Origin of the sequence: Clostridium sp. AM49-4BH (genome assembly GCF_003478335.1) — a bacterium.
In the GTDB taxonomy this organism is placed as follows: domain Bacteria; phylum Bacillota; class Clostridia; order Lachnospirales; family Lachnospiraceae; genus Butyribacter.
Genome location: NZ_QUFB01000022.1, coordinates 23,287 through 48,749 on the forward strand (window position 1 = coordinate 23,287; position 25,463 = coordinate 48,749).

Below are 25,463 nucleotides of genomic sequence, written 5' to 3' on the forward strand. Positions count from 1 at the left end.
CTGCATATCTGTTGTTTCAATTAATGTCAGAAAGTCCTTGCCCAAACCTGAGCAAAGTGTTTCCTCTGTCTCAGAGAGCTCGTGCAACTTCTCCAAAAATTCCAAATAATGCCGGATGGATTTTCTTTGGCATGCGTTATGCAATATCGGTAAACATCATCATCCATATAGGTGAATAATTGCATACGTGTAGGAATCTTGCCATCGAGCTTTTCTTTAACGCGATAAAATTCATGTGTTATCCGCTCTTTTGCCGTAAGGGATTTTTGATCTAATTTCTTAAATAGGTCAATTAAGCGCATATCGAAATCTACAATACAGTCATCTGGATATTCTATGTTGGAAAGATCAGTTGGAGCGTTCTTATTAGAATCTCCTCCGCCTGTTAACAACAAAGGTACCCGTCCGGCTTTTTCGTAATTTCCTATGAAGTCAAGCACATTTAGGTATGTTTTTCCGTTGCTGATCCTAAGTCCACGTCCTAATTGCTGTAAAAAGACAACAGGAGATTCGGTGGGTCTTAAAAACATAACCATATCAAGATCTGGTATGTCAACACCTTCATTGAACATATCAACGGAAAAGATCACTTTAATTTCCTGGCTTTTCAACTTCTGTATGGCGATATTTCTTTCTTCAGAAGGTTCACCGTTGGTATTACTATATACAGCCACAGCATCTATACCTCGGGCACAAAATTCTTTAGCCATTTCATTTGCATGTTTTCGAGAACAACAAAAACCCAACGCTCTCTTTGAAGGGTATTTTTTATAATATTTATATATCAGGTCATAACGATCTTTATTTCCTATATAGGCTTTGTCGAGTTGTTTTTCATCATAATGGCCCCTTACCAAGTGAATAGAGGAGTAATCAACAGTGTCATATATGCCATAGTAATGAAAAGGAACAAGAACCCCTTTATTAATAGCTTCTTTTAATGAAATTTCATATGGAACATTGTAGTCGCATATTTCGTAAATGTCTTTGCCGTCCAATCTTTCCGGTGTTGCTGTAAGACCTAGCAAAAACTTGGGCTTAAAATAATTTATTATTCTCTGATATTGATCATTTACTGCATGATGAAATTCTGCTCGTGTCAAGTAAGAAACAAAAAAAAATTAATTTTTTTTATCAATGGGGAACCTTTAGCAAGATTCCCCATGTTACTTCTTTATAATTTTGTTTTCTCGCTATTACTACTGATTATACCATCATCCAGCCTGAAAGTCATCAAAGTTCCATCTGATTTCAATATGCTCATTATCATACACCAACACATAATCAATGAGATATCTGATTACTTCTTCATCAAACTCATCCAACTTACTAAGCTTTGTTAGCTGTTCCTGCTTTGCATCAAGAAAGAGATCCTTTTGCATATCAAGTGTTTCCTGCTTCTCTGTAATCAGACTTTCTATCTCTGCGATTTTCTGCTTAACTTCTGCAGTCTTTTTTGCCATCTGATCACGAGTGATATTTGTTTTTGTATAATCATCGTATATCTCAAACTTTAGCTTTGCATAGTGTGCCTTTGACTTTTTAAGTGATTCGATTTCCCTTTCAAGATTATCTGGACAATTACCGCCATCAGTTTTCAACTCAAATTCCTGCAACTGAGCCAATGCCATATTTCTAGCAATGTCTAGAAGTGTCGCCTCAAGTTCTTCACCTCTAATACGTGACACATGACCGTTGTGGCATCTGTATGAGGATTTATTTCCGTATTTATAAAGTCCCTTACCACATATTCCACAGCGAATATACGATTTACGCCACTTTCCATTTGGTTTTCTCTTCGTCACTTCTCGTCTTGCTATCATCTTGTGAGCAAGCTTGAAGTCTTCCACAGAAACTAATGGTTCATGACAGTTTTCAACAATTATCCAGTCCTCTTTATCTCTCTGCACAACCTGATGACCGGTATCAATATTATCAGCCGTCTTGTTATTGATTACAGAACCAATATAGACTTCATTATATAAAATCTCCATTACTGTACTGGCACTCCACATGTGCTCACCAATATCCCTTTCATAACATCTCTTAACTCCAATCTTTTGGTAATACTCAAATATGCTATCATATCCATTATTATTCAGATAATTTGCAATCTCGGTGTATTTCATGCCTTTAATAGCCAGTTCAAATATCAGCTGGACAACAGGTGCTGTTACTGGGTCAGGCACTAACATATGCTTATCATCTTCACTTTTCTGGTATCCAAAAGGAGCAAATGCAGCAATGTACTTTCCCTGCTTAGCCAACACTGCCTTAGCGGCTCTTACCTTTTTTGATGCATCCTTACAATACAATGCATTCACAAGATTTTTCAGTGCAACACTCATACCTCCGGTTGAACCAAAGCTGTTAGCAGAATCGTAATTATCATTCACGCTGATATATCTTACCTGAAGAACCGGAAATATACATTCCATATAGTTACCAACTTCAAGATAATCTCGTCCGAGTCTGCTGTAGTCCTTCGTCACAATAACCTGAATCTTACCAGCCTTTACCAGATCCATCATTTTTACAAAATTAGGTCTGCTAAAGTCTGCTCCGGAATATCCATCATCTGAAAATTCCATTATGTTGCAGTCCTTTAGTTCAGGCAGTTTCTGGATATGATCAAGCATTAACTTTCGCTGATGGGAAATACTGTTACTTTCCTCATGAGCAGCCAAGTTGTCATCTTCATCTGATAATCTCATATAGAGAGCTATCGTCTTATCCATTGCTGCTCACCTCTCTTTCTTCTGCCACTTTAAGCAACTCCTTTAGGAAATCATCATACAAGAGCTTAACTTCTATATTGCCATCATAAAAAACAATTTCCGATACAAAAGCATCCACAAGCTCCTTTGTAAGTTTTCTTTTAGCCATATATTTATTGACAGTTTCTTCCCATCCTTCATCAATATGAAATTCTTTTTCATACAGACTTCTTCGATGAAGCAATTCAGTAATCTGCGCTTCAATCTCATTTACTCTGCTTTCATATTCTCTCTGATACTGGCACAGTTCTTCCGCAGTGATTAACTGTTCCCTATAATCTTCATACAAACCACTTTTGTTAGCGGTAATTCTTCTTACATCATTTTGAAGTTTTGCTATCTGCTTGGTATAAATATCATATTGAAGAACATTCTCTTTTCTGCTGTTCATCTTCTGAACAAACTTTGTTTTCTCAACACACAAACTCATATGCTGACGGATAACAGAAAAAACACTATCCATAACCTCAGAATAATCATAAGAGTACTTATTTTCACATAGCCTAGCTAATTTTCTACGGTTCTTACACTTATAATAGAACTTTTCTGAATAAGTGTGATGCCTGCCAATCAATACACTGCCTCCACAACAGGCGCATTTTGTTTTATATACCAGAATATTATCCGGCTTATTTGGAACATCAGCTTTAGGTTTTGATGCTTCTAAATGCTTCTTTTTGATATGCTCCATTCTCTCCCTTGTTTTGTAGAAAGTGTCCTTATCAATTATTGGTTCATGAACATTTTCTATTCGCTGCCATGTTGATGCATCTGTTTTAACATTCTTTCTCCCGGTATCAAGAGCCTTCCTTTGCTTTCCATGAACAATATTTCCAATGTAATATTCCCCTTGGAGTATCTCTTTTACATGCGAATAGTGCCATTCTCTTGCTTTTTCAGCAAGTTCAATCTTTCCTGACTTATAGAATCTGTATTTCGGAGGTGAAAGAATTCCTTCGTTTTGCAAAGTCTTTGCAATACCAGCATATCCCTTCCCATCCAAAAACATATTAAAAATTCTAACTACATTGTCAGATACCTCTTCATCAATCAAAAGCTTTCTTGAACCATCTGTAGCCCTGTAATATCCATATGGTGGCGTTCCCTCGCTGAAGCCGCCCTGTGCCCAAATACTATGCTTTCCGGTCTCTACTTTCTTTGAAAGGTCTTTGGAATAATATTCGTTCACAATATTCTTAAGCGGTACAGATAAATCAGTTCCCGGTCTTGCTGTATCAAAATCATCTGTGATAGCAATATATCTCACATCAAGAAAAGGAAATACCCTCTCAATGTAGTTGCCTGCTTCCACATAATTTCTCCCAAGTCTGCTAAGGTCACGGGTAATAACAGTATTAATCCTGCCAGCCCTTATATCCTGAATCATCCGGTCAAATTCTGGTCTTTCAAAAGTAGTTCCTGTCACCGATATATCGGCATAGACCTCAACCTCTACCATATCATCCTGCGAATTAATAAATTCCCTGATATATGCTATCTGTGTGTCTACAGTATCTCTTTCCTTATTCGCCTCTGATTCAAATGAAAGTCTCGCATAGATTCCAACCTGATATGGTTTTGCCTCCTTATCCATGCTTAAAACTGCTTTTGCCGTCAGATTGTCAGTCGGCTCTGCAACTGCAACCGGCATATTTTTTCTGCTCTTTCTTGCCATACTACACAGCCTCCTTTAATCTGATATTCAGTTTTCCTGTACTGTCCACCTCAACCGAATGCCCCTGACTTGCAATAACATTAAGACATTCTTTGTAGCAGTCATCAAAGTCAAACACTACTTCAATGTGGGTTTTATCAAATACCTTTATTTCACGGATAAGAGATACAACCACTTCCCTTGTAAGCTTCTCGATATTTTTATGTTCCGTAAAATAATCAAGCCATACAAAGCCTTTGCTCTTACGATTCAGCACATCTTCCATTTCCAATTCAATCTGGTGAATGGCAATCTCGGCACTCTTTTTCCTCTGCTCATATGCTGTATGAAGCTCTTTGTAATCTTCCTTTGAGATAATGCCATCCTTCATATCCTCATAAAGCATTCCTCTGAGGTCTGCACATCTGTCTACCTCTGCCTGTTTCTTTTCACGCCTTTCCTCAAGCTTTTTCATATCAAGCTGCTGAAACGGCACGTTGCCGATAAAAGAAAGAATTCTTTTAAGGTCAATCATGTTATCAATGTGTGTCTGTAAAAGCTCTAGCACCACTTCTTCCAACTTATCCGTGGAAATTCTGTGGGAACTGCACTGCTTTGAATCCTTATGGGTTGCACACAGATAATAGGCATAAGTTTTGCCACCCACTTTTGAAGTTTTTCTTACCATGGGAATCCCACAGCCGCCACAGGTAACTACCCCTGACAGCGGATAAACTTCCTCTCTGTCCGGTGATGTTCTTGTATCCATTGCAAGCAATCTCTGTACTACTTCAAAATCCCTGTCCGTGATAACCGGCTCATGGTTCTTTTCAATCCTTATCCATTCGCATTTTTCTTTGATTATGGTCTTTTTGACCTTGTGATTCGGTGTTGTCTGTTTTCCCTGTACGAGATTACCTATATAAACCTCATTTGTAAGGATTCTCCTTACCATGACTGAAGTCCACTCCGACTTTTCTTTTGTCTTAAAGCATGTCTGATAATTGCTTCCTGTGCTTGCTTTATACTCAGCCGGTGGAAGTATTCCTGATGAATTAAGTTCACATGCAATTGCATCCTGACTTTTTCCATGCAACTTCATTCTGAAAATATCTTTCACAACATTTGCTGCATATACATCAATTTCCAGTTTGTGCTTATCTTTATCATTCTTTTTGTATCCATATGGCACAAATGCCGTGATTACATCTCCCTGCTTTCTCTTAATTTCAAGATGTGAACGTATCTTAATTGAAATATCACGACAGTAAGCATCATTAATAAGATTTTTGAATGGAATAATAATCTCATCTGACTGCGACTTTGCCTCTCCGGAATCAATACCATCATTGATTGCAATAAATCTTACTCCCATAGCAGGGAATAATCGCTCAATATACATACCTGAATCTATATATTCTCTTCCGAATCTGCTCAGATCCTTAGTGACAACGCAATCAATTTTGCCTTTCTTAATATCTTCAAGCATCATCTGGAATGCCGGTCGCTCAAAATTAGAGCCGCTGAAACCATCATCAACATACTCCTGCACAACCTCAATATCATTTTTGTTTTCGAGAAAATCTCTAATCAGTGATTTCTGATTTGCGATACTGTTACTCTCAGTTTTTTCATGTGAAGCAACAGCGCCATCTTCCTTCGATAAACGAACATAGATGGCTGCATGATAGATCTTTTTGATCTGACTTATCTGACTCATATGCACATCCTCCTATTGTTGTTTAAGTTAGAAGATAACTTTTCAATAAGGTGATATGCACTAATTTAGAATTTTTATACCAAAAACATCATAGCACATATCACTTTGAAATTCCACCACAAATTTTCAGACATTCAAAAGCAGATTTTCAAATGCCTGTTCCATCGACAGTCCATTATTCGCAAAGCTTACCTTAATCATCATACTTCCACGACGCAGCATATATGGATTTCCCACCTGTTTTAAGAACTGTGCCTGCCTCTTACTCTGTGGCTGATTTTTATCTATTTTAATTTTTCTAATATCAGTCAGATCTTCTATTTTTACATTGTTAAAATCCACATCTAATAGTGCTCTGTATTCTTCTGCTGTCATAAAATCTATCCCCCCTTTCAGTAAAAATGCCACCCATAAAATACAGGTGGCTATGTAACCCGGAGCAAATGCCCCGGTAATATTTAATTGTACTTTTCATATGCCCCAATCTGGATTTTTACACATTCTGTAATCTTATCAAGTAGTTCTGTATCTGAAATTGAAGCAACTACCCTCTCAATCTGGACATTTACATCAATGGATACAATCTGCTCACATAATGCCATACTGTCAAATACCTCAAAATCTGTGTCAGTAACCTTTACCTTTGCAGCCGGTATTGGACAGTGGGTTGGCAGATATTTCTTTTTCCATGTTTTTGTGGACATGGCTACTGCTGTGACAACCGGTGAATACTGATTTGCTTTGTTATTTGAGATAATAATATAAGGTCTTGTATACTTCTGAATGCTCCCTTTACTTACTGACTCCAGATTTGCAATAACAATGTCGCCCCTGTTCAGTTTCATCTATGTCATTCCTCCTGTTCCCTGATATATTCTTCTGCCTCATCCTCTGTCGGACAGGCAACAATCCGTTTCCCATATTCATCAATCACTACTGTTTCGCCCGGAAATATAATCAGTTTTAATTTTCTATTTTCTTCTGTCATATCATTCATAAGAAATGAGAGCAGGTTCATAGCCCCTGCTCTCTGCATTAATACTGATTCCATGTTCCGCTGCAAGTGTCATTACAGCTTTAATCTCATTAAGTTCCATTGAAATGTCTACCACATCTCTTACCAGCACACAGATAATGACATCTCTTTCAATATAATATCTTAATCGTTCAACCGCTTTTTTATCTGTATTAAAAATTGTCTCAACAACTTTCATGCCGGACTTTTTTGCATATGCCTCGATACGGTCAGCTGTATCATTTGCATTATTCCTTACAAATATCAGACATTGCTTTTTTTCTCTGGAATCCTGCATATTGCCTCCTATCTGCCGTCCCTGATGTTATGATAGAACTTTGATACCGTATCAAGCACCAGCCCTCTTATATCACTTTCCTGAACAGGCTCTTTGTACATCATCTCATAACACTCTTCAAGTTCTCCATTAATATCCTCCACATAGATATCATATTCGCTGAGTTTTCCAAGTGTATCAATAACGGTCTCATCTGTTGCACCAATCATATCCTTTGAAAGTGTTATGATTGTATTAACATCTTCCTCCATATTTAAACCGATAAAGGCATATTTCATCGGAAATGAAACTCCTTCTGTAGAAGCAGGCTCTGAAAGCATAGCTACAATTTCATAGCCATTATCCTTACAATACTTTTCAAGCAGCTCCGGCACAAAATGATCTGTAGCCTCTAATCCTGTTTTTGCACAATATATAATTGCTCTTTCCATCTTAAAATCTCCTTATAAATAATATTGATTTGATACTGTGCGCACTTTATCTCCTCACATAAGCTGACTTATCTGTACTCTCCACACCATCACACCTAAACATTTCTTTTCTGTCGGTGACCATAAATCAGTTTGTGTGGGAAGATAAAATACTATCTTCCCGGTTTCTTAACCATCCCCGTATCGGGTAACATATCCTTTGCCAGCCACAATCACTTCGTAGTTTCCTGCCCATCTGGACTTACGAAAGTAGCCACTCTCTGAAAATGCGTTTTGCTGAAATTCAGGTGCACTTATTATCTCATTACCTCCGGCTGCTAACCCGGTAGGCACAACCCTCTGCTCTTATCCTTAAAGGCTCCTGCTGTTACGTTTCTCATAATCGGCTACAGCTCTGAGGATAGTCATCGCACGAAATGGGATTCTGCCACCCTGTCATAGACAAGGCGATATAAGCTCGTGGGATATGCGTGTCCTATTCTGTTTTCAATATTCAACGGTTCTTTTCTCAGAACCTGAACAAAGTATAACTGACACCACACATCTTCTACAGTAACCGACACTCTTTTGAACTAAGAGTAACACTCCCACCTGTTCCAAATCCTTATAAAAAAAGCCGGACTGCATTATCAAAAATGCAATCCGACTTTTTTATTCTGTCAGAAGCTTCATATTGTCAACGGCATTTAATACCATATTCCGGATAAACTGTACTTCCTTCTCCTTCAGACCAACCAGCAGATCATCGACTTCTGCCTTTCTTTCACACCCACACACAAGATAATCCAACGTTATATGAAACAATTCAGCAATACTAATCAGCGTATCTATTTTTGCTCCATTTACACCAGCTTCAATTTTCCGCAGAGCATCCACTGACAATCCAATCTGCTCGGCAAGCTGCTGTCTTGTCATTCTTCTTGCCGCACGCAACTCTTTTATTCTTTCTCCACTATTAACAATATCGTAGTACACCTTCCACTCTTTTCCGGCACCTTATATATTTGCTTAAGCTGTATTCATTGTACCGTAAGTGAATCTTTTGTAAGAGTGACTAAACCAGCTATTTCAGGTGGAATATTGTACACCTTAATACCAAGAATATAAATATTTGCGGATTAAAAAAGAGATATTTCCAAACTCTCATTACATTTTGGAAATATCTCTTTACTTAATATCCTCATCCGGCACAAACTCCATGATGTCCTCTATCTTACAATCAAGTATGGAACATAATCTGTTTAGGATTACCGTTTTTACGACCATATTCTTTCGCAATCGCTGTAACTGTGCTTTATCTATTCCATAATCTTTAATTAGTGCATACTGGCTAACATTTTTCTTCTTGAGTGTAATCCATAACCTGTCATATACTATCATTACAAAGACCTCCTCCTTGTATTCTACGCAAGAGTGTCCTATAATGATATGGTGCGTGTATGCACCATACTGTATGTATATGATAGAATAGAAAATAGCCATAATCTGCATAGAAAACAGCTCTCAAGGTTATTATGTAATATAGAACGGATTATCTGTTTTACTTTTATGGTATTCAACCGGGACAATTCAATCACCTGACAATTTGCCCGCAGATACCCTTTTCAGAAAGGATTCACAACAACACTATGAATGATAAAAACACATACTCTGTTGATAAATATTTGAAAATCATTGCCGAAAAAGAAGGAATCACAAAAGAAGAAGTCCAACAGGAAATTGGGCGGGCAGTTTCTATTGCTTTAAAAAGCCCTGATCCACAAATGCAACGCTTCTGGACAGACTTTCCATGTGAAAATGAAACTCCCACCATTGAAGAAATCATATACCATCTCGCTGAAAAATTTGCAAAAGAGTCATAGACAAAGGACAGGATAACTACCCGTCTATTCACTCAGATAATCTTCCTGTCCTCTTAATATTTGTTCAATCATATGTAATGCAAATTCTATTTCTCTTTCGTCACACCGATTCATCATAAATGCAAAACGCTCAATGTGTTTTTCTGGGTGCTGCTGGCTCATCAGAACCGTAGGCGATGACTCCAATGCATGAACAATATTCAAATATGTATCAAGACTCATTGCCCTTCTGCCATTTTCAACACTTTTGATAGTATCCAATGATACATCCGCCCGTTCTGCAAGCTCTGCCTGCGTAATTCCAAGCCTTCTGCGTTCTTTTCTGATATTCTCTGCAATAATTTCGTATATGTGCTCTCTTTTCCCCATAGCCCCATCATCCTTTCTGACTTATCGCATTATATCAGAAACTATTATGGGTTTTGGTAAACTGTAATCCTTTGACATTTTCGTGTAATATTTTGCATATTCTGTCAAAATCCCTTTAATTTTATGCTATCAGGATGTTTATTATTTATCGCCAACGGAATACCTTTTTGCCAACAGTCCATTTCATACCCTTGCTGTTTTAATTTTTCCAAACACTCTCCCTTAACAATAATATATTCTGGTTTCGCTCTTCCAAAAAATCCTTGATCATACCTGTCAAAATCTTCCGGAACATACTTCATCTCATATTTATCCTCACCCTTAGGCGATAATACCATATGCCCAATACTTTCTTGACAATTCCTTATTAACGATATTGGATAAGAAATTAGGATTCTGTGCTTGAAATGCTTTCAAACTTTCAATAAAAGCAGACTTACTTTCTGTTTTCAAATCCGAAAAAGTTGAATCTACTTTTTGATTTTTTACATTTTTTTCAATATACTCATCCGATTTAGCTTCATATTTCTCTACCATATGCGGATTTTTCGTTACAGCATTAGAATACCAATTTGTCAAGTATTTTAAAGTGTTAAGCTGTCTATCAGAATTACTACTTTCTCTACTGATCCTTTGATATTCATCATATGCACCTGAATCCATTGACCTCATCATATCAAGACCATCTGTAGTGTAAACAAGATTACTACCATGTCCTAAATAATTTCCTTTTTTTACCCCGTAATCCATATTTCCATCTGCATTCATCCTTCCGGCACTTGCCAGCTTTGCTATAGATTCCATTGCATCCAAAAAGGAACTTTTTTTATCTTCTGATATAAAATTATTTGCAGCATATTCCGCTTTTTTCATTCCTAATGATATATTAGCCTGACGCTCCTCCTCACTCATAGAGCTGCCATTTCCAATAAGAAAATTTTCGCGGATAATATCATATACAAATCCCTGTTCCTCTTTGCTACAATTTTCAAGAGAAGACGATATCGTCTTGTCAACATCATACATTCCTGAATATGCTGGTAAATCATCTGCACTTTTATCCACTTGAACAATATCCTGCTCAAATTCGTTTTTCTCTTTTAGCTGTATTGCTCTTTTACCTTTTGCACTTATTTCCAGAATAACCGCATCATCTTTTTCCTTGGAAATATCAATTTTCTCTTTTCCATTCCAGTGATTATTACCATACGGAGTGATCACGCTGTCCTGATAATGTTGGGTAGCTATCTTCATTTTAACCCTCCTGTATTTTGCATAATAGGTTGACACACCAAATCGTGTGACAACCTATTTTTATATTTTCTTAGTTACAATTTACACATTAAAACGGATGATACATAGTATATGCCAAATGGAAAATAGTCTCTGAAGCACTTATGCTACTATCATCACTTGGCGATACAGAAACTCCACATATATCAAAATAATGAGTGGATGTTGAACCATAATACGAATATACACCAATTCCAGGTGGTAAAGAAATATCAATTTCAAATTTACCACTTGAATCTGTAGTGCCTGTACCTCGCCTTATTGCATTCGCAGAGGTATTATTAGCCTCCCATGCCGGACTATAATATAATCCGTTAATCTGCTCTCCCCCAACTGCATACGTTACACCCGTCGAACTGTCTGTTGCTGTCAGCACTCCATAAACAGTTAATGTTCCAGATCCCTGCGTTCTGAAATGTGCTCCATATCCAGGATAATTAACAACCTTATTTAACCCTTCTGAACCTTTAAGATCAGTTATAACAATACCTGTAGCCTTCAAAATAGGAGTAATAGACAATTTATAATTCTGAATGTCCAAATCATCAAAATTCTCCATAGTTTTTGCATTGGAAACTCTAATATAATATTTTCCTGACGAAACAGAAATAGTGTTTCCGCTGCCTACTCGTTTCATTTGATACCCTTCTGATGCAACATTCTGATATACTTCTACAGAACAGGTATTTGTTGAAGCTGTAGTAGCAGAAATTTTTAATTTGTCATAAATTCTACTGCTTGGCACTGTAATTACATACCAATCATTATCAATCGGAGAACTTAAATTTCTTGATTCGATATAAGCCCCTCCTGCTCCATATGTAAATGCTAATGCCTGTCTTACAGACTCGTCAATCTCATAAGAATCACACGCTGTACTTACTGAATAATCCAATGTGAATGATTCACTTACACTTCCGCCCTCAGATGCTAATACATACAAATAATATGTTGCTGTATCACCTGATGTTATATAGCCTAACGCTTCCGGCAATGTACCTGCGGTGCCATTAATATAAGTATAATAATCTGAGCCCGTTAAAATATTGCCTTCTGCATCCAATAAATACAAATCGTAATCCAAATCTGCATTAGCAGGCGTTGTTAACTGTGCTTGCAAATATACCCCTGCTGGCAAATTAATATTATAAAGTTTTGCATCGCCCTTTGCTGTCAAATAGTCACTAACCGTACCGACTACAACCGCAGTATCAGCTTGTGTAGCCAAAATATCCTCTGCAATACTTTCATCTACTGTAATACTTTCTGACGATTTCGATAAGTCATTATTTTCGGTTGTTTCCAATTCTGAAATTTCTACAGGTTCCTGTTGCTGGATATCCACCGATTCATTTCCAACATTAGTATCTTCTGCTGCGACTAAAGAATCCTCTGTGATTTCTGCTGCTTTAACATCCATTCCATTAGCCAATGAAAATGTCATTGTTAATGCCAATGCTGTCGCAACCACTGTTGTTATAAATTTATTTTTCATATCAATTCCCGCCTTTCTAAGCTTATTTTGTACAACAATTTGAACATTATTTTCAATAACCTTTTATTTTTTTTTAATGTTCGGACGTTTCGGCTGATGCCATATTCCTAAACACGCAGGTGGAAATCCATCTATCCCATATACAGCTTCTTTTCTCATGACACGTTCTACAACCTTCAACACTTTCTTATTAACCTGCTTCATTCTCTCTCACCTCCTGTTTAAAAATTTTTGCTATACACAGCAAAGCTGCACATAATATAACAGCTATTGCCATATAACTAATGTAAACCATATCCGCATCTAACAGAACACATCCCAATATTATACACCCCTCAAGTAAAACAATAGTCCTTGCGGATTTTTTCGATTCCATCAATTCCTCTGATGTCATGTGCATATTAGGATGATTCACTGTACCAATCAATCCTATCCCCGTTATAGCAATTACCAATATTGCAAATAACCATTGCGGATGTTCTGACAGTCTTGCACTGATAATTACAATAACTAAATAAGAAACAATGGTTGCCAAATAACATTTATAATACTTGTCCAGATGATATCCGCCAGTTCGCTTTCTTAATTCTAAGAAAAACACAAGAAAAAATATAGTTGGAAACAGTTTATGGAACGCCAAACTGATTACGATAATACTGCCAACCGTAATAAATTTCTCAATCCAACAGATAAAGACATAAATATATCTTTCTTCCATGTCTTTATCAATTAACCTTGCTTCAGTCATCTGACCAATTAAATCATCCGCCATTTTTTCAATCATAGTTATGCCTCCTGCCAGATTAAGTATAACTTTATCTGTTTACAAAACAATATCTATTGCAGAAAGTGACCTTTTTTTGCAGAAAATGACAAAAAAAGTGATTTGCTTGCAACAAATCACTTTTTTAAGGTTCATCTTAGTTTGGCAATATAACTGAGAAGTAGAACTCATTATTTTCATTTCGTATAGCATAAGAGCCTTGATATTTTGTTATAACCTCAATTATATTTTTTATTCCAACCCCATGCTCATCTATTTCATATTTCTTTGAGGTCTGTATTTCTCCATCTTTAATATTAAGTTTACCATCATATGTATTCTTTACAGATATAATGATGTTGTCTTTCTCTTTAACCAGTTTCATTTTCATAACTTTTTTGCCTGAGCACTTTTCACAAGCCTCTATTGCATTATTCAAAAGATTCGATAAAATAACAACAATATCCTCATCACGCATTTTAATTCCTGATAGATCATTGATTTGAAAGATAAATACAATTCCTTTATCCAATGTTTCCTTATATTTGCTATTTAATATAGCATCGATAATCACATTATTTGTTTTAATATAGTCTAACTCTGTACTCAAATTTCCGCTTATACTTCTCACATAATCCTTTAGTTCATCATAATTTTCCATCTCTATCAAAGACTCAATGCACATAATCTGATTCTTATATTCATGTGTTTTTTTCCGTTGTTTAACAAAATTTTCTGAAATAGAACGGTACATGTCTGTCTGATTTCGTGCTTTCAGTTGAAACACTTCATTTTCACGAATCTTAATTTCACGTTTTAATATATCATTTATCATATAGAACACAACTATATTCATCCCTGCCAGACACAATGCTATAACCAAGAATACATTTTCCTGCTTTTGATTCTCAATGCTTCCAGATGTTATGATCAATGCAATAACTGTGAAGATTGTAAAAAGTGGAAAAAAGATAAATCGAAGCCAATCTGTACTTCTTAAAACATCCGAGGACTCCCCTCCTATTTTTTTCCTGATAAGCAGAACAACTAGAAAAAGAATTATTTTTGCCAAAACTGTTATTAAACTTCCACCTACAAAATGTGACTCATTAATTTCTGCTACACTATGAAAGAGAGAGACATTTATCCAAAGTGTAAAATAGTCTACAGAAAGCAGTAATGCTTGAAATAATAATGATAAGATTATTGCTTTTTTTAAATGGATTTTAAAATAAAAGCTCATAAACAGCGCAATGACAACAATAGCTAACATCTGCTTTAGGACAAACTGATCATAAAATAACAAAGCTATTATATATCCACATATTACCGTTCCTAAAATAATACTACAGTTTCTCCAATTATTTTCGGATCTCTTTTCAGCAAAACTTTCAAAAAATATTTTGCAGCATATTATTTCCAATACCGTCAGCATTATACTTTGAATGTAATTAACCAACATCTATATTTCTCCTTTATACGAAACAAATGTTTCTTCAACAAATTTATATCGTGCTTTTGGAATTTCTAATTTAATACCATTGTTCAATAACGCCTCATACCGGCTGACTTTCTCAATATGCTTCATATTAACCAGATAACTTTGATGTATCCGGATAAAATCATTACCTTGCAACTCTTTTTCCAGCTCATCTAGTTTGCCATATATTGAATATTTTTTTAACTTGTCCTCCATAATGTAAAATTCCAGTTTATGCAATCTGCTCTCTATGTATAACAAACGCTCTAATGCTACAACCTTTGCACCCTCATTAAAGTTAAATTTCTTCTTTTGAGCTACATAATTCATATTCATGCTGATTGCATCCATACACTCAAATATTAGTTCCGGAAAATTTACATTATTTTTCAAAATATATCTTATAGCTCCTACGCTGTATCCTTGAGGGGCACATGTAATAAATGCTGTAACAAAAACTATAAAAACATCATTGCTGACTTTTCTTATTTTCTGTGCAGTTTCCATTCCATCCAGTTCATCCATATTTACATCCAGAAAAACAATATCATACTTTGCTAGATTGATACCTAAACTTATAAAATCCTTTCCTGATTCAAATTCATCAATTTCGTACAATATATCATTTTCATTCATATATTCTATTAAAATATCATGAATGCGTTTTCTAAATTGTCTTTCATCATCACATATAGCAATTCTGAACATATGCTCATCCCCTTCCACACACAAATTTGACATACTTCTTTCATTTGGTTGGATTATTTTTTGTATATTTTCCTATTTTTTATTATATTTCGGCATCTTTATCCAAAATTTTAACCACTACTCTATATTTGTAATATTGCATGTTCGTCTACAAAATTATATATCAATACCTATTTTTAATACATTTTGCTATTGCACATATCGTTTCACTGCAATCTTTCCCATAACCATAAATACTGCTACCAGGACTATACTTACATACCCGGCATAAAAATAATCTTGCAGATCCAGACAAAACAAAATGATAAGAACACATACCTGTAATGCCGTTATGCAATGTGTTACCCTTGCATAATACCTTCTTTCTTCCTCATCAAGCGGTTTATTGATACTTTCCACTGGGGCAAGGACAATAATAATTACCACTGCAAGAACTCCGATCAATAAAATCACGGCATTAGGAACATTTTTCATTACAGGCTCATATGTATAAACCGGAATAAATAAAATTGCCATTGATATCAAAAAACAGCCGATTCTACTCTTACAGTGGCTGCCCCCACTATAGCTTCTCAACGAGGCATAAAATAACAGGAAGACCAGAACAAGTCCCGGTCTCCCCGTCACAATGCCAAATATTCCAGAAGCCAAAAGGTTTCCTGCAACAACAATGCCATTTTCTATCCCATATCGGTACAGTTCTGCATCCTCTTTTTGCACAATCCCCTTTTGTATCAATATTTCATTTATCTTCTTTGCAAATTTAGCAATCATACCCTGTTACCACCTTAAAATTTTCTAAGTTTTTTCGCATTATCCGGTAACTTGTCCTGTCCGAAAATAAACCAGCAGCAACGGTTCATATTTGTTGCAGTTACCGTAAGGGCAAGTGCTGCCACGCTTGTTAATGCTCCATGACTGAGTCGGTTCATCAATCTTCTTAATTTTGACATATGTATATGTCCTCCTTTACATTTGATGAATGCACTATATCATACTTTATGGGAAAATCCGGCAAAGTGTAACAGATTGACATTTAAGTGTAACGCTTTGCATTTATTCCTTCACTTCAATTCCATAGAGCATTGCTGAAACCTCAAATATATCCCCTTTATCTGTAAAACTGACCGTTCCATTGTATTTTTCTACCACTTTACGAACACTCTGAACACCATGCCCATGTCGGATATTATCTTTCTTGGTTGTTTTCAGGCTTTTATTTTTCTTTCCTGTTTTGCTGTTTGTTATTACAAGAAGCAAAATCCCCGACTGGTACTTATTTTCAATCTTTACAAAACGCTGTCCCTCCGGCACCTTGCTACAGGCTTCTACCGCATTATCCACAAGATTTCCATACAATACACCTATATCCCCGTGATCAAGCTGCATCTGCTTTGGAATACGAATAGATGTTTCTACTTTTATTCCCCTTGCCTTTGCCCTGCCAAATTTAATACGGAGCACAGAATCTACGATTGGATTATCAGAATACTGCTTTTCATCTATCTGCTCAAATTCCTTGCACATTGCACCGATTTTCTCTGAAAGTTCCTGCCCATCACTATTTTCCACCAGATGATACAGTTCATGCAATTTATGTTTCATATCGTGCTTTAACTTCTGCACTTCCTTATTCTGTTTTTCTGCTTCTTCATAATAGATGTCTTTATAGTGCATTTCTTCCCTGTACATTGCATCCTCATACTGTTTTTGCACAAGATAATAAAACGCTCCATCATATACAGCATAAAATAATCCGTCAGGACAAGGGAAATTACAATACTGGCACACATAAGCAGGCTTTTTTCACTGCCCGCCTCCAATGACAAAAGAATAATAAAGCAACAGTTCAACACCGTAAAGGTAAATACCATAACCAGCACACCCAAAATTTCTTTCGGAAAGGCAGCAATTTGCATCCCTTTCTTTGAAATCAATTTTGACAGAATATACATCACATTTCCACGAACAAAGCTGCATATTACCATTACAAAATAATATTTATAACTTTCTCCCATATGAAAATTCATCGCATGGAGTAACAGCAAAGCTACAGGTTCAAACAGCATTCCAATACCCATGAATGTCACAATATTTATAATTCTCGTCCACATTCCTGATTCATAATAAAATGATAACAGTATAAGCACAATCAAAAGAGTCGCAAGATTCAGATACGGATTTTTTATGTTGCTGACAAATGTCCATATAATTGCAGCAATGGTAAATCCAGCCCATATCCATACCTTTGATACTGGTTTCATTTTCTTATTGGAATGAAAATAATACATAAACACTGCCAGATCAAACAGGCTGATGGCAAAGCGTATCACATATTCCATCCTTAAACCATCCTCCTTACAAACTCCATATGTTTTTCTTTTAAATTCTGCTTATGGGAACGGGCAATCAGAAGTCTTTCTTCATTGTCCATCACTACTTCATCTCCCTCAATCGCCCTGATATGCCCAAGATTGATGATATATGATACATGAATATGGGCAAAGACCTTATCATCAAGCTGTTTCCATATTTCTTCAGTTGTCATATTTGCCTTGAAATTTTCTGAGATCGTATGTATCACTGCCTGACGACCTTTCTTCTCAAAATACACAATATCATCGCAGCTAATACGAAACTGATTTTTTCGGAACTGAAAGACAAAGTCACGCTTTATCATATGAAGATACTGCATGGCTTTTAAAAGGACGGACTCCAGCTTTTCCACTGTAATCGGTTTAGAAATATAGTCAAAGGTAATAACCTCAAAAACATCCATAACATACTGCGTATATCCAGTCAGGAATACAAACAATGCTTTGGCATCTATTTTCCGGATTTCTTTTGCAAGCTGCAAACCATTCATCTCCGGCATTTCAATGTCAAATATATACAGATGATACATTTCACCATCATCTATAACATGCTTCAGCAACTCCTTCGCTGTAAAATACACTTCATAAGAAAACTGGTACTGCGCTAACTTATCAAAAGCACTTTCCAGCATTTCTACATCTGTTCTGCTGTCATCACAGACCGCAATATTAAGCATAACACTTCCTCCTTTTCGGGCTTGGAAGTAGGAAGCACTTCAATTTATCTAATCAACTTAGATAAATAAGCCAGCACACGGTCAAAAAACTCATTTCTCTGCTCCTTTGTGCTGTTCGCAACATAGTAATCCAGATTAAAATCTTTCATACTGCTCTCGCCTGTTATCAGATATGTAGGATCAATTCCATATTTATGATAGAGTGTCAACACTTTATCTACAGATATTCCCGTTATACCCGCCTCAAGCTTTCGATAATGTTCCACTGTAACACCTAATACATCCGCAATTTCTGACTTTTCGAGGTTCATATTCAGTCTTGCCTCTCTTAGTCTCTTTCCTATCTGTATATTGGCATCTTTTCTTCCTGTATCCAAGATTTTGCACCTCTTTTCCATGTTAATCATATCAATGGGACTTTGATTCTCATAGTCCAGAAAACAACCCAACGCACATCATTTTATGCTCGTAAGTAGGTTAATTTGTGCTTTTATTAAAAAAACGAATGGCACATCTGATACCATTCGTCTTTATCTGCTCTATATTCTGTTGTAAATTCTATTAGCGGACAGTTTTTGGCTATTTATCATATCCATCACTGCATTTCTTTTACTCTGACATCCACTGTATTTTTAAAATTTTCAATCTGATGTGAATACTGTTCATTCATAAGCGTGGAATGAATCATAAAATCCGCTGTTGCAATATTATTTGCAATCGGTATATCATACACCTGTGCAATTCTAAGAAGTGCCTTAACATCCGGATCATGTGGCTGTGCTGCCAGTGGATCGGAGAAGAAAATAACCATGTCGATATTTCCCTCTACAATTTTTGCCCCTATCTGCTGATCTCCCCCTAACGGACCACTGTTATATCCTTTTATCTTTAATCCTACATGATCTGCTATCATTCTCGCAGTTGTTCCGGTTCCTGACAGATTATGTTGCCGTAAAATTTCTTTATTATCCATACACCATTTCAACATATCCTGTTTTTTCCCGTCATGAGCAATCAAAGCTATGTTTTTTTGTTTTCCAATCGTCATTGTAAGATATTTAATCATCTGCGTACCCCCAAGCTGCCGTTTCTATTATTGTGTTCCATCCTTTTTCTGTACTCTCTTGGTGTAATCTTGTATCTGTCCTTAAAAACATGGTTAAAAGTTCTTTGACTTTCAAACCCACAATCAAGACATATATTTGTAATGGAATCCATTGTGTTTTCCAGTGCCGCAACTGCATAATTTAACCGGACTCCATTCACATATTTACTAAAATTACAGTGAAAGGTTTTTGCAAACATTCTTGATAACACATATTTGCTTACACACAAATCGTATGCCATTTTTTCAAGACTGATTTTCTCTCTAAAATTTTTAGCTACATATTCTACCGCATTATAAATCAGGTCATCACTCCCTACTGTGCTTTTATCAACCATTGGCATTTCTGCGAAAACATGGGCAAGAATCATCTGTACATAAGCCTGTATCAGCATGGGATTCCCCTCTGTTATTCCTGCCAGATATTTTATGGCATTTACTACATCAGGATGCACTTGCTCTTTTTTTACAACCGGGTTCTTCGGGCTGTATATCTGCAACTCTTTATAATAGGAAGGAAACAGTGTCGGATCAAGATACAGGTATATTACCTTGTTTTCTTTTTTCCCAAATACTTGATAATGATGTATTACGTTTGGAAACACGATTGCAAAATCACCCTCATCCATGTGATACAATTCTTGTCCAACTCCAAGTTCAATATCCCCATCCGTTACATACACTACCTCTATTGCCTCATGTAAATGTGGTGGAAAATGCACTGTTTTCTTCCACTCTACCACTATTCCATCTGTTCTGTTCTCATATACCAATAACACTCGCAAGCAACTCCTCAAACAAACTTAGCGGATAATGAAGGAATAGTGAATGTCTTTTTCTGCACTAATCCGATAATCATCTTCCACATCACTTCCCCAGCTATCAATTCCACCGACTCCTCTTACTGCACCATAGACACAAAGGACTGTTCTTCTTGCTGGTGGCAGTTCCTCATGGTGTGTTGCGTTTTCAATCTCTGATGCTGTATAAGGCAGGCACGAAAAAGCAAATGCCTTGTCGTTTTCTTCTATTCTTAATGTCTGTAGTGAACTATCCGTTCTGCTATTATCAAGACTTGCATGTCTTGTAATCTCCAACCACTCTGTATCCATTCTCATACCACATTCCTGTGGAACCAGATATGGTGTCAGGCTCAAATCTGATACCTCATAAATTCCTTTTTCTGCCCCTGCCTTTCTGTCCGGATAGGTTTCCCCCGATAATCCCTTGTACATATATTTATCTGCAAGTGTCGGCATAATAAACCTCATTCCGAATACCGGAAGTTCCGGCAGTCCCTTTACTCCTGTGTAATCTACATCCACCTTGATATTTCCAGTTACATCAATGGTATAAGATACAATGACTGTTGTTACTGGATTGCTGACAGTCTCATAGGTATATTTCACAATTATTTCCCCGGCAGCCACATCACCGCCATAGCTGTTATTGTCCGGAGCATACTGCTTTTGCAATTCACCATCCATAATAACTTCAGTTTTTTACAGTCAATGAACATATCCGATGCGAGCCAGCTTCCACTTTTAATGTGAAACCTGCTGCCTCTGTCATTATCTGTTAATGCTCTCCAAAAAGTAGGCTTTGGACAACGATACAGCCATTCATAACCGTTTTTTACTATAGACTCCAAACCACCCTGTGAATAAGAGAATATATAGTCAAACCCTTCTCCATGTACGCCAAGTGTATAATCTCCATACACAACTCTCAATTTATTCTTATCTGTATAAGCCATAGTAATACCTCACTTCCTGCATAGCTGGTTTTTCCTTACGGTCTGCAAATACGATTCCATTTCCTGAAAACTCATAATCAGAAGGCTTATCATCAAAGTCTCCGCCATAACGCAAAACTTCTTTTCCTGTCACTTCATCTTTCACGAGAAGTGCCTGATCAATGAAATCCCAGATAAATCCACCGTGGTACATCTCATACTTATCTATTAACTTCATATAAGTACCAAGTCCTCCCATCGAATTACCCATATCATGCATATACTCACACAAAAGATAAGGTTTCTTTGGATTGTTATTTAAATATTCCTCCACTTCATAAGGCTTTGCATACATTCTGCTCTCTACATCTGATATGGTTTCCTCATAATTACGGTCATAGAAAGAGCTTTCATAATGAACAAATCTGCCATCCTGCTTTTCCTTGAAGTAAGTATTCATTGCTTCTATGTCATCACCCGCATAAGATTCATTTCCTAAAGACCAGAAAAGAATTGCTGTATGGTTTTTAAAAGTTTCAAAATTACTCCTAGCCCTGTCAACAACAGCCTCCCGCCATTGCGGAATAGAACAAGGTACGCTGCACGATGGTTCAATCGCACCTAGTTTCTGGAATGTTCCATGACTTTCCATATTCGTTTCTGCCATTACATAAATACCAGCTTTATCACACAGGTAATACCACGGTATCTGATCCGGATAATGACAGGTGCGTACTGCATTGATATTATTTCTAATCATACAATCAATGTCTGCTGTCATTTCATCCATACTGATGCTTCTTCCTGTCTTTGCACTCCACTCATGACGGTTTACTCCGGTAATGACAAGACGTTTACCATTTAAATAGATTACCTTGTCAATCATTTCCAGCCTTCTGAAACCTATGTCATATGGAATTATCTCTAATATTTCTCCAGCTTCGCCTCTAAGCTCTACATATGCGTGATACAGATATGGGCAGTGATTATCCCATGCCTTAACACTTCCAACCTCAGTATCAATCACTCCTACAAGACTTCCAGCTTTTTCCTCTAAGGTGATATTGTCCTCTGCCACCTGATTATTCTCTCTGTCTTTTAAAACCAAATGGGCAGATACTTTCTTTCCTTCTGGAGCAGATACTTTCATCTTTACCGATACCCTGCCGCTTACATTATCCTTGTTTAGTGTTGGTTGAAACCATACATCTTCCAAATGCACCTCTGGCACTGCTTTTAAAGTTACATTTCTAAAAATTCCAAAAAATCGGAAAAAGTCCTGATCCTCCAAAAATGCTGCTGTACTCATTTTGTGAACCTGAACTGCCAGCACATTTCCTTTTTCTCTGATAAATGGTGTCAGATCAAATTCTGACGGTGTAAAACTATCCTCCGCATATCCTACAAACTGACCATTCAGCCACAGATACATCGCTTCTTCCACACCTTCAAAACAGATACGGATTTTCTTTTCACGCATTTGCTCACTCAAATCAAATCGTTTGATATAAGATCCGACAGGATTATACTCTGCCTCGGAAAACATTCCTGCCTCGTCCCCGGTACTCTCCATACTATACGCACCCCTATGATATTCTTTTCCCTCCCACGGATACATCGTATTGATATAGCGTATTTTGTCATAGCCTGCCAGTTCGATATGCCCCGGAACCATAATCTTATCAAATAAAGATGCATCAAAATTTTCCTCATAGAAATTTTCCGGTCTGTCCATTACATTTTTGCTAAAAGCAAACTCCCATTGTCCATTTAATGACTGCATCAAAGGATTTTCTGATTTTTCCATATCTGCATAATCCATATAGTAACAATGGTCGCTGTGTGCGTCCAACTGGTTTACACGGAAAGCCAAAAATGACATATCATAAATTGGACAAAATATGCACAAAATGATAAAATTAATGAACATAAGGATTATATTGGACAGATTTTTAGCCATTTTTGACATACACTTTTTTATATTTCAATACAAGGAGGCACACATGTACACAAATAATGCATATCTCAATCACTCAACGATTGATAGAAAAGATAAATCCAAGCCGCTTGTTGTAACTATGTGTGGAACATATAAGCTATACACACGTCCTAAACTGCCTACCTGGAGACCTCGTGGCAGACTTGATTTTCAGTTGATTTATATTGCTGCCGGAAAAGCCCATTTTCATTTTGGTCGTAATAGTGAAGAAGAAACTATTGTTCATGCCGGACATATGGTTTTATATCGTCCAAAGGAGCCTCAAAAATATGAATATTATGCCGAAGATCAGACAGAAGTCTACTGGGTTCATTTTACAGGCAGCGATGTAACAAATATATTACGCTCTTATGGATTGACCGATGACAAAAAGGTATTTTACTGTGGATCTGGTCCCTCCTATCAGAATCTTTTTCGTGCAATGATAAATGAATTACAGATGTGTAAGGATAGTTATCAGGAAATGCTTGAAATGTATTTAAGACAGATTTTTATAAAACTGCAACGATACTTTAATAACAGCATAAGGATAGATAATCCCGTGCTGCAGAAACTATTGACATGGCTATTGCCTATTTCAATGAACATTACAGTGAATCAATCAGCATTGAAGAATACGCTGAAAAAAATCATGTAAGCACAAGCTGGTTTATACGCAATTTCAAACTTTATGTTGGCTCTACACCAATGCAGTTCATTTTGCAAAAACGCATTTGCAATGCAGAAGCCCTGCTCTTGAATACGGAATATAACATAAACGAAATTGCACAAATTGTTGGCTATGATAATGCTTTATATTTCAGCCGCATGTTCAAAAAGATAAAAGGCATATCTCCCTCAGAATACCGCAAAAATATATAATAAACTGCAACGGACAGAGAATATTTACACACTCTCTGCCCGTTGCAATTTTTGTCTATTTATTTTTTTATTTTGGCAAGTAATATACCCCTTCGTGTTATATAATGACAGCGTAAACAGAAAGGAGATGAACTTCCATGAGAAACAAATTCCACAACTTTATTGAAAACTTACTTAGCTTTTATGCAAACTTTTTCACACACAGATTTTACCCTATGTAATATGCAGTTGTCCCACAAACAGATCTTGCAGAACATTATGGTAATAGCCATAGGAAAACGAAAGGAGATAGACTTTCATGAAAAATAAACTTCACAACTTTATTGAAAATATACTTAGCTTTTATGCAACTTTCTTCACAAGAGGATTTTATCGTTTTTAAATATCATTCAATACTTTCCTCGATTCGCCCATCCGTCAAATCATAACTCATATCAAGAAAATCTAATATCTTCGCCTCCTGGACTGTCCCATCCAGAAGAATTGTCATCCAATTGCTTTTATCCATGTGATATCCCGGCAGAAAGCCTTTCATGTGTGTCATAACACTTATCATATCCGGCTTACATTTTACAACCATAATATCAACCCTATCTTTTGTATCCAATCCGATTTTAAAGCCTTCCAAATTCATAAATACTGCGTACCATTTTCCATTGTCATTACGAAGTATTGCACTATCTGGTAAATCATTCCACAGATATTCTGGAATTGTTCCATATTGTTTTTTTACATATTGAAATATAGTGTCTCTGTACATACTGTGTATACCTCTGATCCTGTAATTTCATATTTGAATATAATCATATCATATTTTCCTCATATACAGTTATTTAAGATTTAGCG

At 36.5% G+C, this 25,463-nt stretch carries 35 protein-coding genes; 3 read left to right on the top strand and 32 right to left on the bottom strand.

All coding sequences use genetic code 11. The features are described from left to right. Positions 1–26: 26 nt before the first annotated feature. The 12 genes from DW981_RS07750 to DW981_RS07795 all read right to left on the bottom strand — a co-directional run bounded on the left by DW981_RS07750 (position 27) and on the right by DW981_RS07795 (position 9,275). A complete protein-coding gene (locus DW981_RS07750; protein ID WP_347474533.1) occupies positions 27–1,103 on the bottom strand; it encodes a DEAD/DEAH box helicase in 1,077 nt (358 codons plus the stop codon). A gap of 111 nt (positions 1,104–1,214) precedes the next feature. Beyond that, entirely contained in the window at positions 1,215–2,738 is a 1,524-nt protein-coding gene (locus DW981_RS07755; RefSeq protein ID WP_007889590.1) for a recombinase family protein, read from the bottom strand. Next, positions 2,731–4,371 (bottom strand): recombinase family protein, encoded by a 1,641-nt coding sequence (locus tag DW981_RS07760; RefSeq protein ID WP_182434190.1) that lies wholly within the window; start codon positions 4,369–4,371, stop codon positions 2,731–2,733. The genes DW981_RS07755 and DW981_RS07760 overlap by 8 nt, the downstream gene beginning before the upstream one ends. A gap of 82 nt (positions 4,372–4,453) precedes the next feature. Next, complete coding sequence (locus DW981_RS07765) at positions 4,454–6,151, bottom strand: recombinase family protein (protein ID WP_007889587.1); 1,698 nt, start codon at positions 6,149–6,151, stop codon at positions 4,454–4,456. Positions 6,152–6,277: 126 nt separating this feature from the next. Further along, the gene (locus DW981_RS07770; protein ID WP_021923722.1) at positions 6,278–6,526 is read right to left on the bottom strand and encodes a DUF6870 family protein; all 249 of its coding nucleotides are present in this window, start codon (positions 6,524–6,526) and stop codon (positions 6,278–6,280) included. An 83-nt stretch (positions 6,527–6,609) separates the two neighbouring features. Continuing rightward, the gene (locus DW981_RS07775) at positions 6,610–6,996 is read right to left on the bottom strand and encodes a type II toxin-antitoxin system PemK/MazF family toxin (protein ID WP_006859319.1); all 387 of its coding nucleotides are present in this window, start codon (positions 6,994–6,996) and stop codon (positions 6,610–6,612) included. Between the two features lie 5 nt (positions 6,997–7,001). Further along, positions 7,002–7,148 (bottom strand): hypothetical protein, encoded by a 147-nt coding sequence (locus DW981_RS14895; protein WP_007889580.1) that lies wholly within the window; start codon positions 7,146–7,148, stop codon positions 7,002–7,004. Next, a complete protein-coding gene (locus DW981_RS07780) occupies positions 7,141–7,464 on the bottom strand; it encodes a hypothetical protein (protein ID WP_055225167.1) in 324 nt (107 codons plus the stop codon). The genes DW981_RS14895 and DW981_RS07780 overlap by 8 nt, the downstream gene beginning before the upstream one ends. 8 nt (positions 7,465–7,472) lie before the next feature. After that, positions 7,473–7,895, bottom strand: a complete 423-nt coding sequence (locus DW981_RS07785; protein ID WP_021923717.1) for a hypothetical protein — start codon at positions 7,893–7,895, stop codon at positions 7,473–7,475. A gap of 168 nt (positions 7,896–8,063) precedes the next feature. Continuing rightward, a complete protein-coding gene (locus DW981_RS15090) occupies positions 8,064–8,228 on the bottom strand; it encodes a hypothetical protein (protein WP_005602814.1) in 165 nt (54 codons plus the stop codon). Between the two features lie 318 nt (positions 8,229–8,546). Next, positions 8,547–8,870 carry a helix-turn-helix transcriptional regulator gene (locus tag DW981_RS07790; RefSeq protein WP_005602820.1) on the bottom strand — a complete coding sequence of 108 codons (324 nt, stop codon included), beginning with the start codon at positions 8,868–8,870 and terminating at the stop codon, positions 8,547–8,549. A gap of 192 nt (positions 8,871–9,062) precedes the next feature. Beyond that, positions 9,063–9,275, bottom strand: a complete 213-nt coding sequence (locus tag DW981_RS07795) for a helix-turn-helix transcriptional regulator (RefSeq protein WP_118507328.1) — start codon at positions 9,273–9,275, stop codon at positions 9,063–9,065. A gap of 248 nt (positions 9,276–9,523) precedes the next feature. Between DW981_RS07795 and DW981_RS07800 the strand changes: the two genes are divergently transcribed. Next, positions 9,524–9,757 (top strand): hypothetical protein, encoded by a 234-nt coding sequence (locus tag DW981_RS07800; RefSeq protein WP_055195970.1) that lies wholly within the window; start codon positions 9,524–9,526, stop codon positions 9,755–9,757. A gap of 24 nt (positions 9,758–9,781) precedes the next feature. Here DW981_RS07800 and DW981_RS07805 read toward each other — a convergent pair whose 3' ends face one another. From DW981_RS07805 to DW981_RS07885, 19 genes are all read right to left on the bottom strand, one after another. Then, a complete protein-coding gene (locus DW981_RS07805; RefSeq protein WP_006859583.1) occupies positions 9,782–10,126 on the bottom strand; it encodes a helix-turn-helix transcriptional regulator in 345 nt (114 codons plus the stop codon). 104 nt (positions 10,127–10,230) lie between these two features. Further along, positions 10,231–10,428, bottom strand: coding sequence for a hypothetical protein (locus DW981_RS07810; RefSeq protein WP_226947687.1), 198 nt, complete (start codon positions 10,426–10,428; stop codon positions 10,231–10,233). Positions 10,429–10,447: 19 nt separating this feature from the next. Next, complete coding sequence (locus tag DW981_RS07815; protein WP_347474534.1) at positions 10,448–11,416, bottom strand: hypothetical protein; 969 nt, start codon at positions 11,414–11,416, stop codon at positions 10,448–10,450. Between the two features lie 52 nt (positions 11,417–11,468). After that, on the bottom strand, positions 11,469–12,914 hold the full coding sequence (locus DW981_RS07820) for a hypothetical protein (RefSeq protein ID WP_006859580.1): 1,446 nt from the start codon (positions 12,912–12,914) through the stop codon (positions 11,469–11,471). A 63-nt stretch (positions 12,915–12,977) separates the two neighbouring features. Next, positions 12,978–13,118, bottom strand: a complete 141-nt coding sequence (locus DW981_RS07825; protein ID WP_055195967.1) for a cyclic lactone autoinducer peptide — start codon at positions 13,116–13,118, stop codon at positions 12,978–12,980. Further along, the gene (locus DW981_RS07830; RefSeq protein ID WP_055195982.1) at positions 13,105–13,698 is read right to left on the bottom strand and encodes an accessory gene regulator B family protein; all 594 of its coding nucleotides are present in this window, start codon (positions 13,696–13,698) and stop codon (positions 13,105–13,107) included. Before DW981_RS07830 ends, DW981_RS07825 begins: the two co-directional genes overlap by 14 nt. A 136-nt stretch (positions 13,699–13,834) precedes the next feature. Further along, on the bottom strand, positions 13,835–15,139 hold the full coding sequence (locus DW981_RS07835; protein WP_055196194.1) for a sensor histidine kinase: 1,305 nt from the start codon (positions 15,137–15,139) through the stop codon (positions 13,835–13,837). After that, positions 15,140–15,865 carry a LytTR family DNA-binding domain-containing protein gene (locus DW981_RS07840; protein WP_330606378.1) on the bottom strand — a complete coding sequence of 242 codons (726 nt, stop codon included), beginning with the start codon at positions 15,863–15,865 and terminating at the stop codon, positions 15,140–15,142. Between the two features lie 189 nt (positions 15,866–16,054). Continuing rightward, on the bottom strand, positions 16,055–16,639 hold the full coding sequence (locus DW981_RS07845) for an accessory gene regulator B family protein (protein WP_117686863.1): 585 nt from the start codon (positions 16,637–16,639) through the stop codon (positions 16,055–16,057). Between the two features lie 14 nt (positions 16,640–16,653). After that, positions 16,654–16,818, bottom strand: a complete 165-nt coding sequence (locus DW981_RS07850; RefSeq protein ID WP_005602854.1) for a cyclic lactone autoinducer peptide — start codon at positions 16,816–16,818, stop codon at positions 16,654–16,656. 103 nt (positions 16,819–16,921) lie between these two features. Continuing rightward, positions 16,922–17,542, bottom strand: coding sequence for an ATP-binding protein (locus DW981_RS15650; protein ID WP_243034693.1), 621 nt, complete (start codon positions 17,540–17,542; stop codon positions 16,922–16,924). Then, a complete protein-coding gene (locus DW981_RS15655; protein WP_243034694.1) occupies positions 17,479–18,207 on the bottom strand; it encodes a hypothetical protein in 729 nt (242 codons plus the stop codon). The genes DW981_RS15650 and DW981_RS15655 overlap by 64 nt, the downstream gene beginning before the upstream one ends. A 2-nt stretch (positions 18,208–18,209) precedes the next feature. Beyond that, positions 18,210–18,917 carry a LytTR family DNA-binding domain-containing protein gene (locus DW981_RS07860; protein ID WP_015567858.1) on the bottom strand — a complete coding sequence of 236 codons (708 nt, stop codon included), beginning with the start codon at positions 18,915–18,917 and terminating at the stop codon, positions 18,210–18,212. A gap of 44 nt (positions 18,918–18,961) precedes the next feature. Next, positions 18,962–19,294, bottom strand: a complete 333-nt coding sequence (locus DW981_RS07865) for a helix-turn-helix transcriptional regulator (protein ID WP_227701399.1) — start codon at positions 19,292–19,294, stop codon at positions 18,962–18,964. Between the two features lie 218 nt (positions 19,295–19,512). Next, positions 19,513–19,983 carry a methylglyoxal synthase gene (locus DW981_RS07870; RefSeq protein ID WP_118507330.1) on the bottom strand — a complete coding sequence of 157 codons (471 nt, stop codon included), beginning with the start codon at positions 19,981–19,983 and terminating at the stop codon, positions 19,513–19,515. Next, positions 19,980–20,801, bottom strand: a complete 822-nt coding sequence (locus tag DW981_RS07875) for an AraC family transcriptional regulator (RefSeq protein ID WP_005602860.1) — start codon at positions 20,799–20,801, stop codon at positions 19,980–19,982. Before DW981_RS07875 ends, DW981_RS07870 begins: the two co-directional genes overlap by 4 nt. A 24-nt stretch (positions 20,802–20,825) precedes the next feature. Then, complete coding sequence (locus tag DW981_RS07880; RefSeq protein WP_347474535.1) at positions 20,826–21,509, bottom strand: beta-galactosidase small subunit; 684 nt, start codon at positions 21,507–21,509, stop codon at positions 20,826–20,828. Then, positions 21,434–21,778, bottom strand: a complete 345-nt coding sequence (locus DW981_RS16150; RefSeq protein ID WP_347474536.1) for a hypothetical protein — start codon at positions 21,776–21,778, stop codon at positions 21,434–21,436. The genes DW981_RS07880 and DW981_RS16150 overlap by 76 nt, the downstream gene beginning before the upstream one ends. Further along, positions 21,762–23,564: a glycoside hydrolase family 2 TIM barrel-domain containing protein gene (locus DW981_RS07885; protein WP_347474537.1), complete on the bottom strand. Its 1,803-nt coding sequence runs from the start codon at positions 23,562–23,564 to the stop codon at positions 21,762–21,764. Before DW981_RS07885 ends, DW981_RS16150 begins: the two co-directional genes overlap by 17 nt. Before the next feature lie 196 nt (positions 23,565–23,760). On the opposite strand from DW981_RS07885, the gene DW981_RS07890 reads away from it, so the two are divergent. Together DW981_RS07890 and DW981_RS16155 are read left to right on the top strand one after the other, a co-directional pair. Further along, positions 23,761–24,393: an AraC family ligand binding domain-containing protein gene (locus DW981_RS07890; RefSeq protein ID WP_347474538.1), complete on the top strand. Its 633-nt coding sequence runs from the start codon at positions 23,761–23,763 to the stop codon at positions 24,391–24,393. Then, positions 24,318–24,617, top strand: a complete 300-nt coding sequence (locus DW981_RS16155) for an AraC family transcriptional regulator (RefSeq protein WP_347474539.1) — start codon at positions 24,318–24,320, stop codon at positions 24,615–24,617. The genes DW981_RS07890 and DW981_RS16155 overlap by 76 nt, the downstream gene beginning before the upstream one ends. Before the next feature lie 385 nt (positions 24,618–25,002). Here the strand turns inward: DW981_RS16155 and DW981_RS07895 are convergent, their stop codons facing one another. Further along, positions 25,003–25,377, bottom strand: a complete 375-nt coding sequence (locus DW981_RS07895; protein WP_118507331.1) for an MmcQ/YjbR family DNA-binding protein — start codon at positions 25,375–25,377, stop codon at positions 25,003–25,005. Between the last annotated feature and the right edge of the window lie 86 nt (positions 25,378–25,463).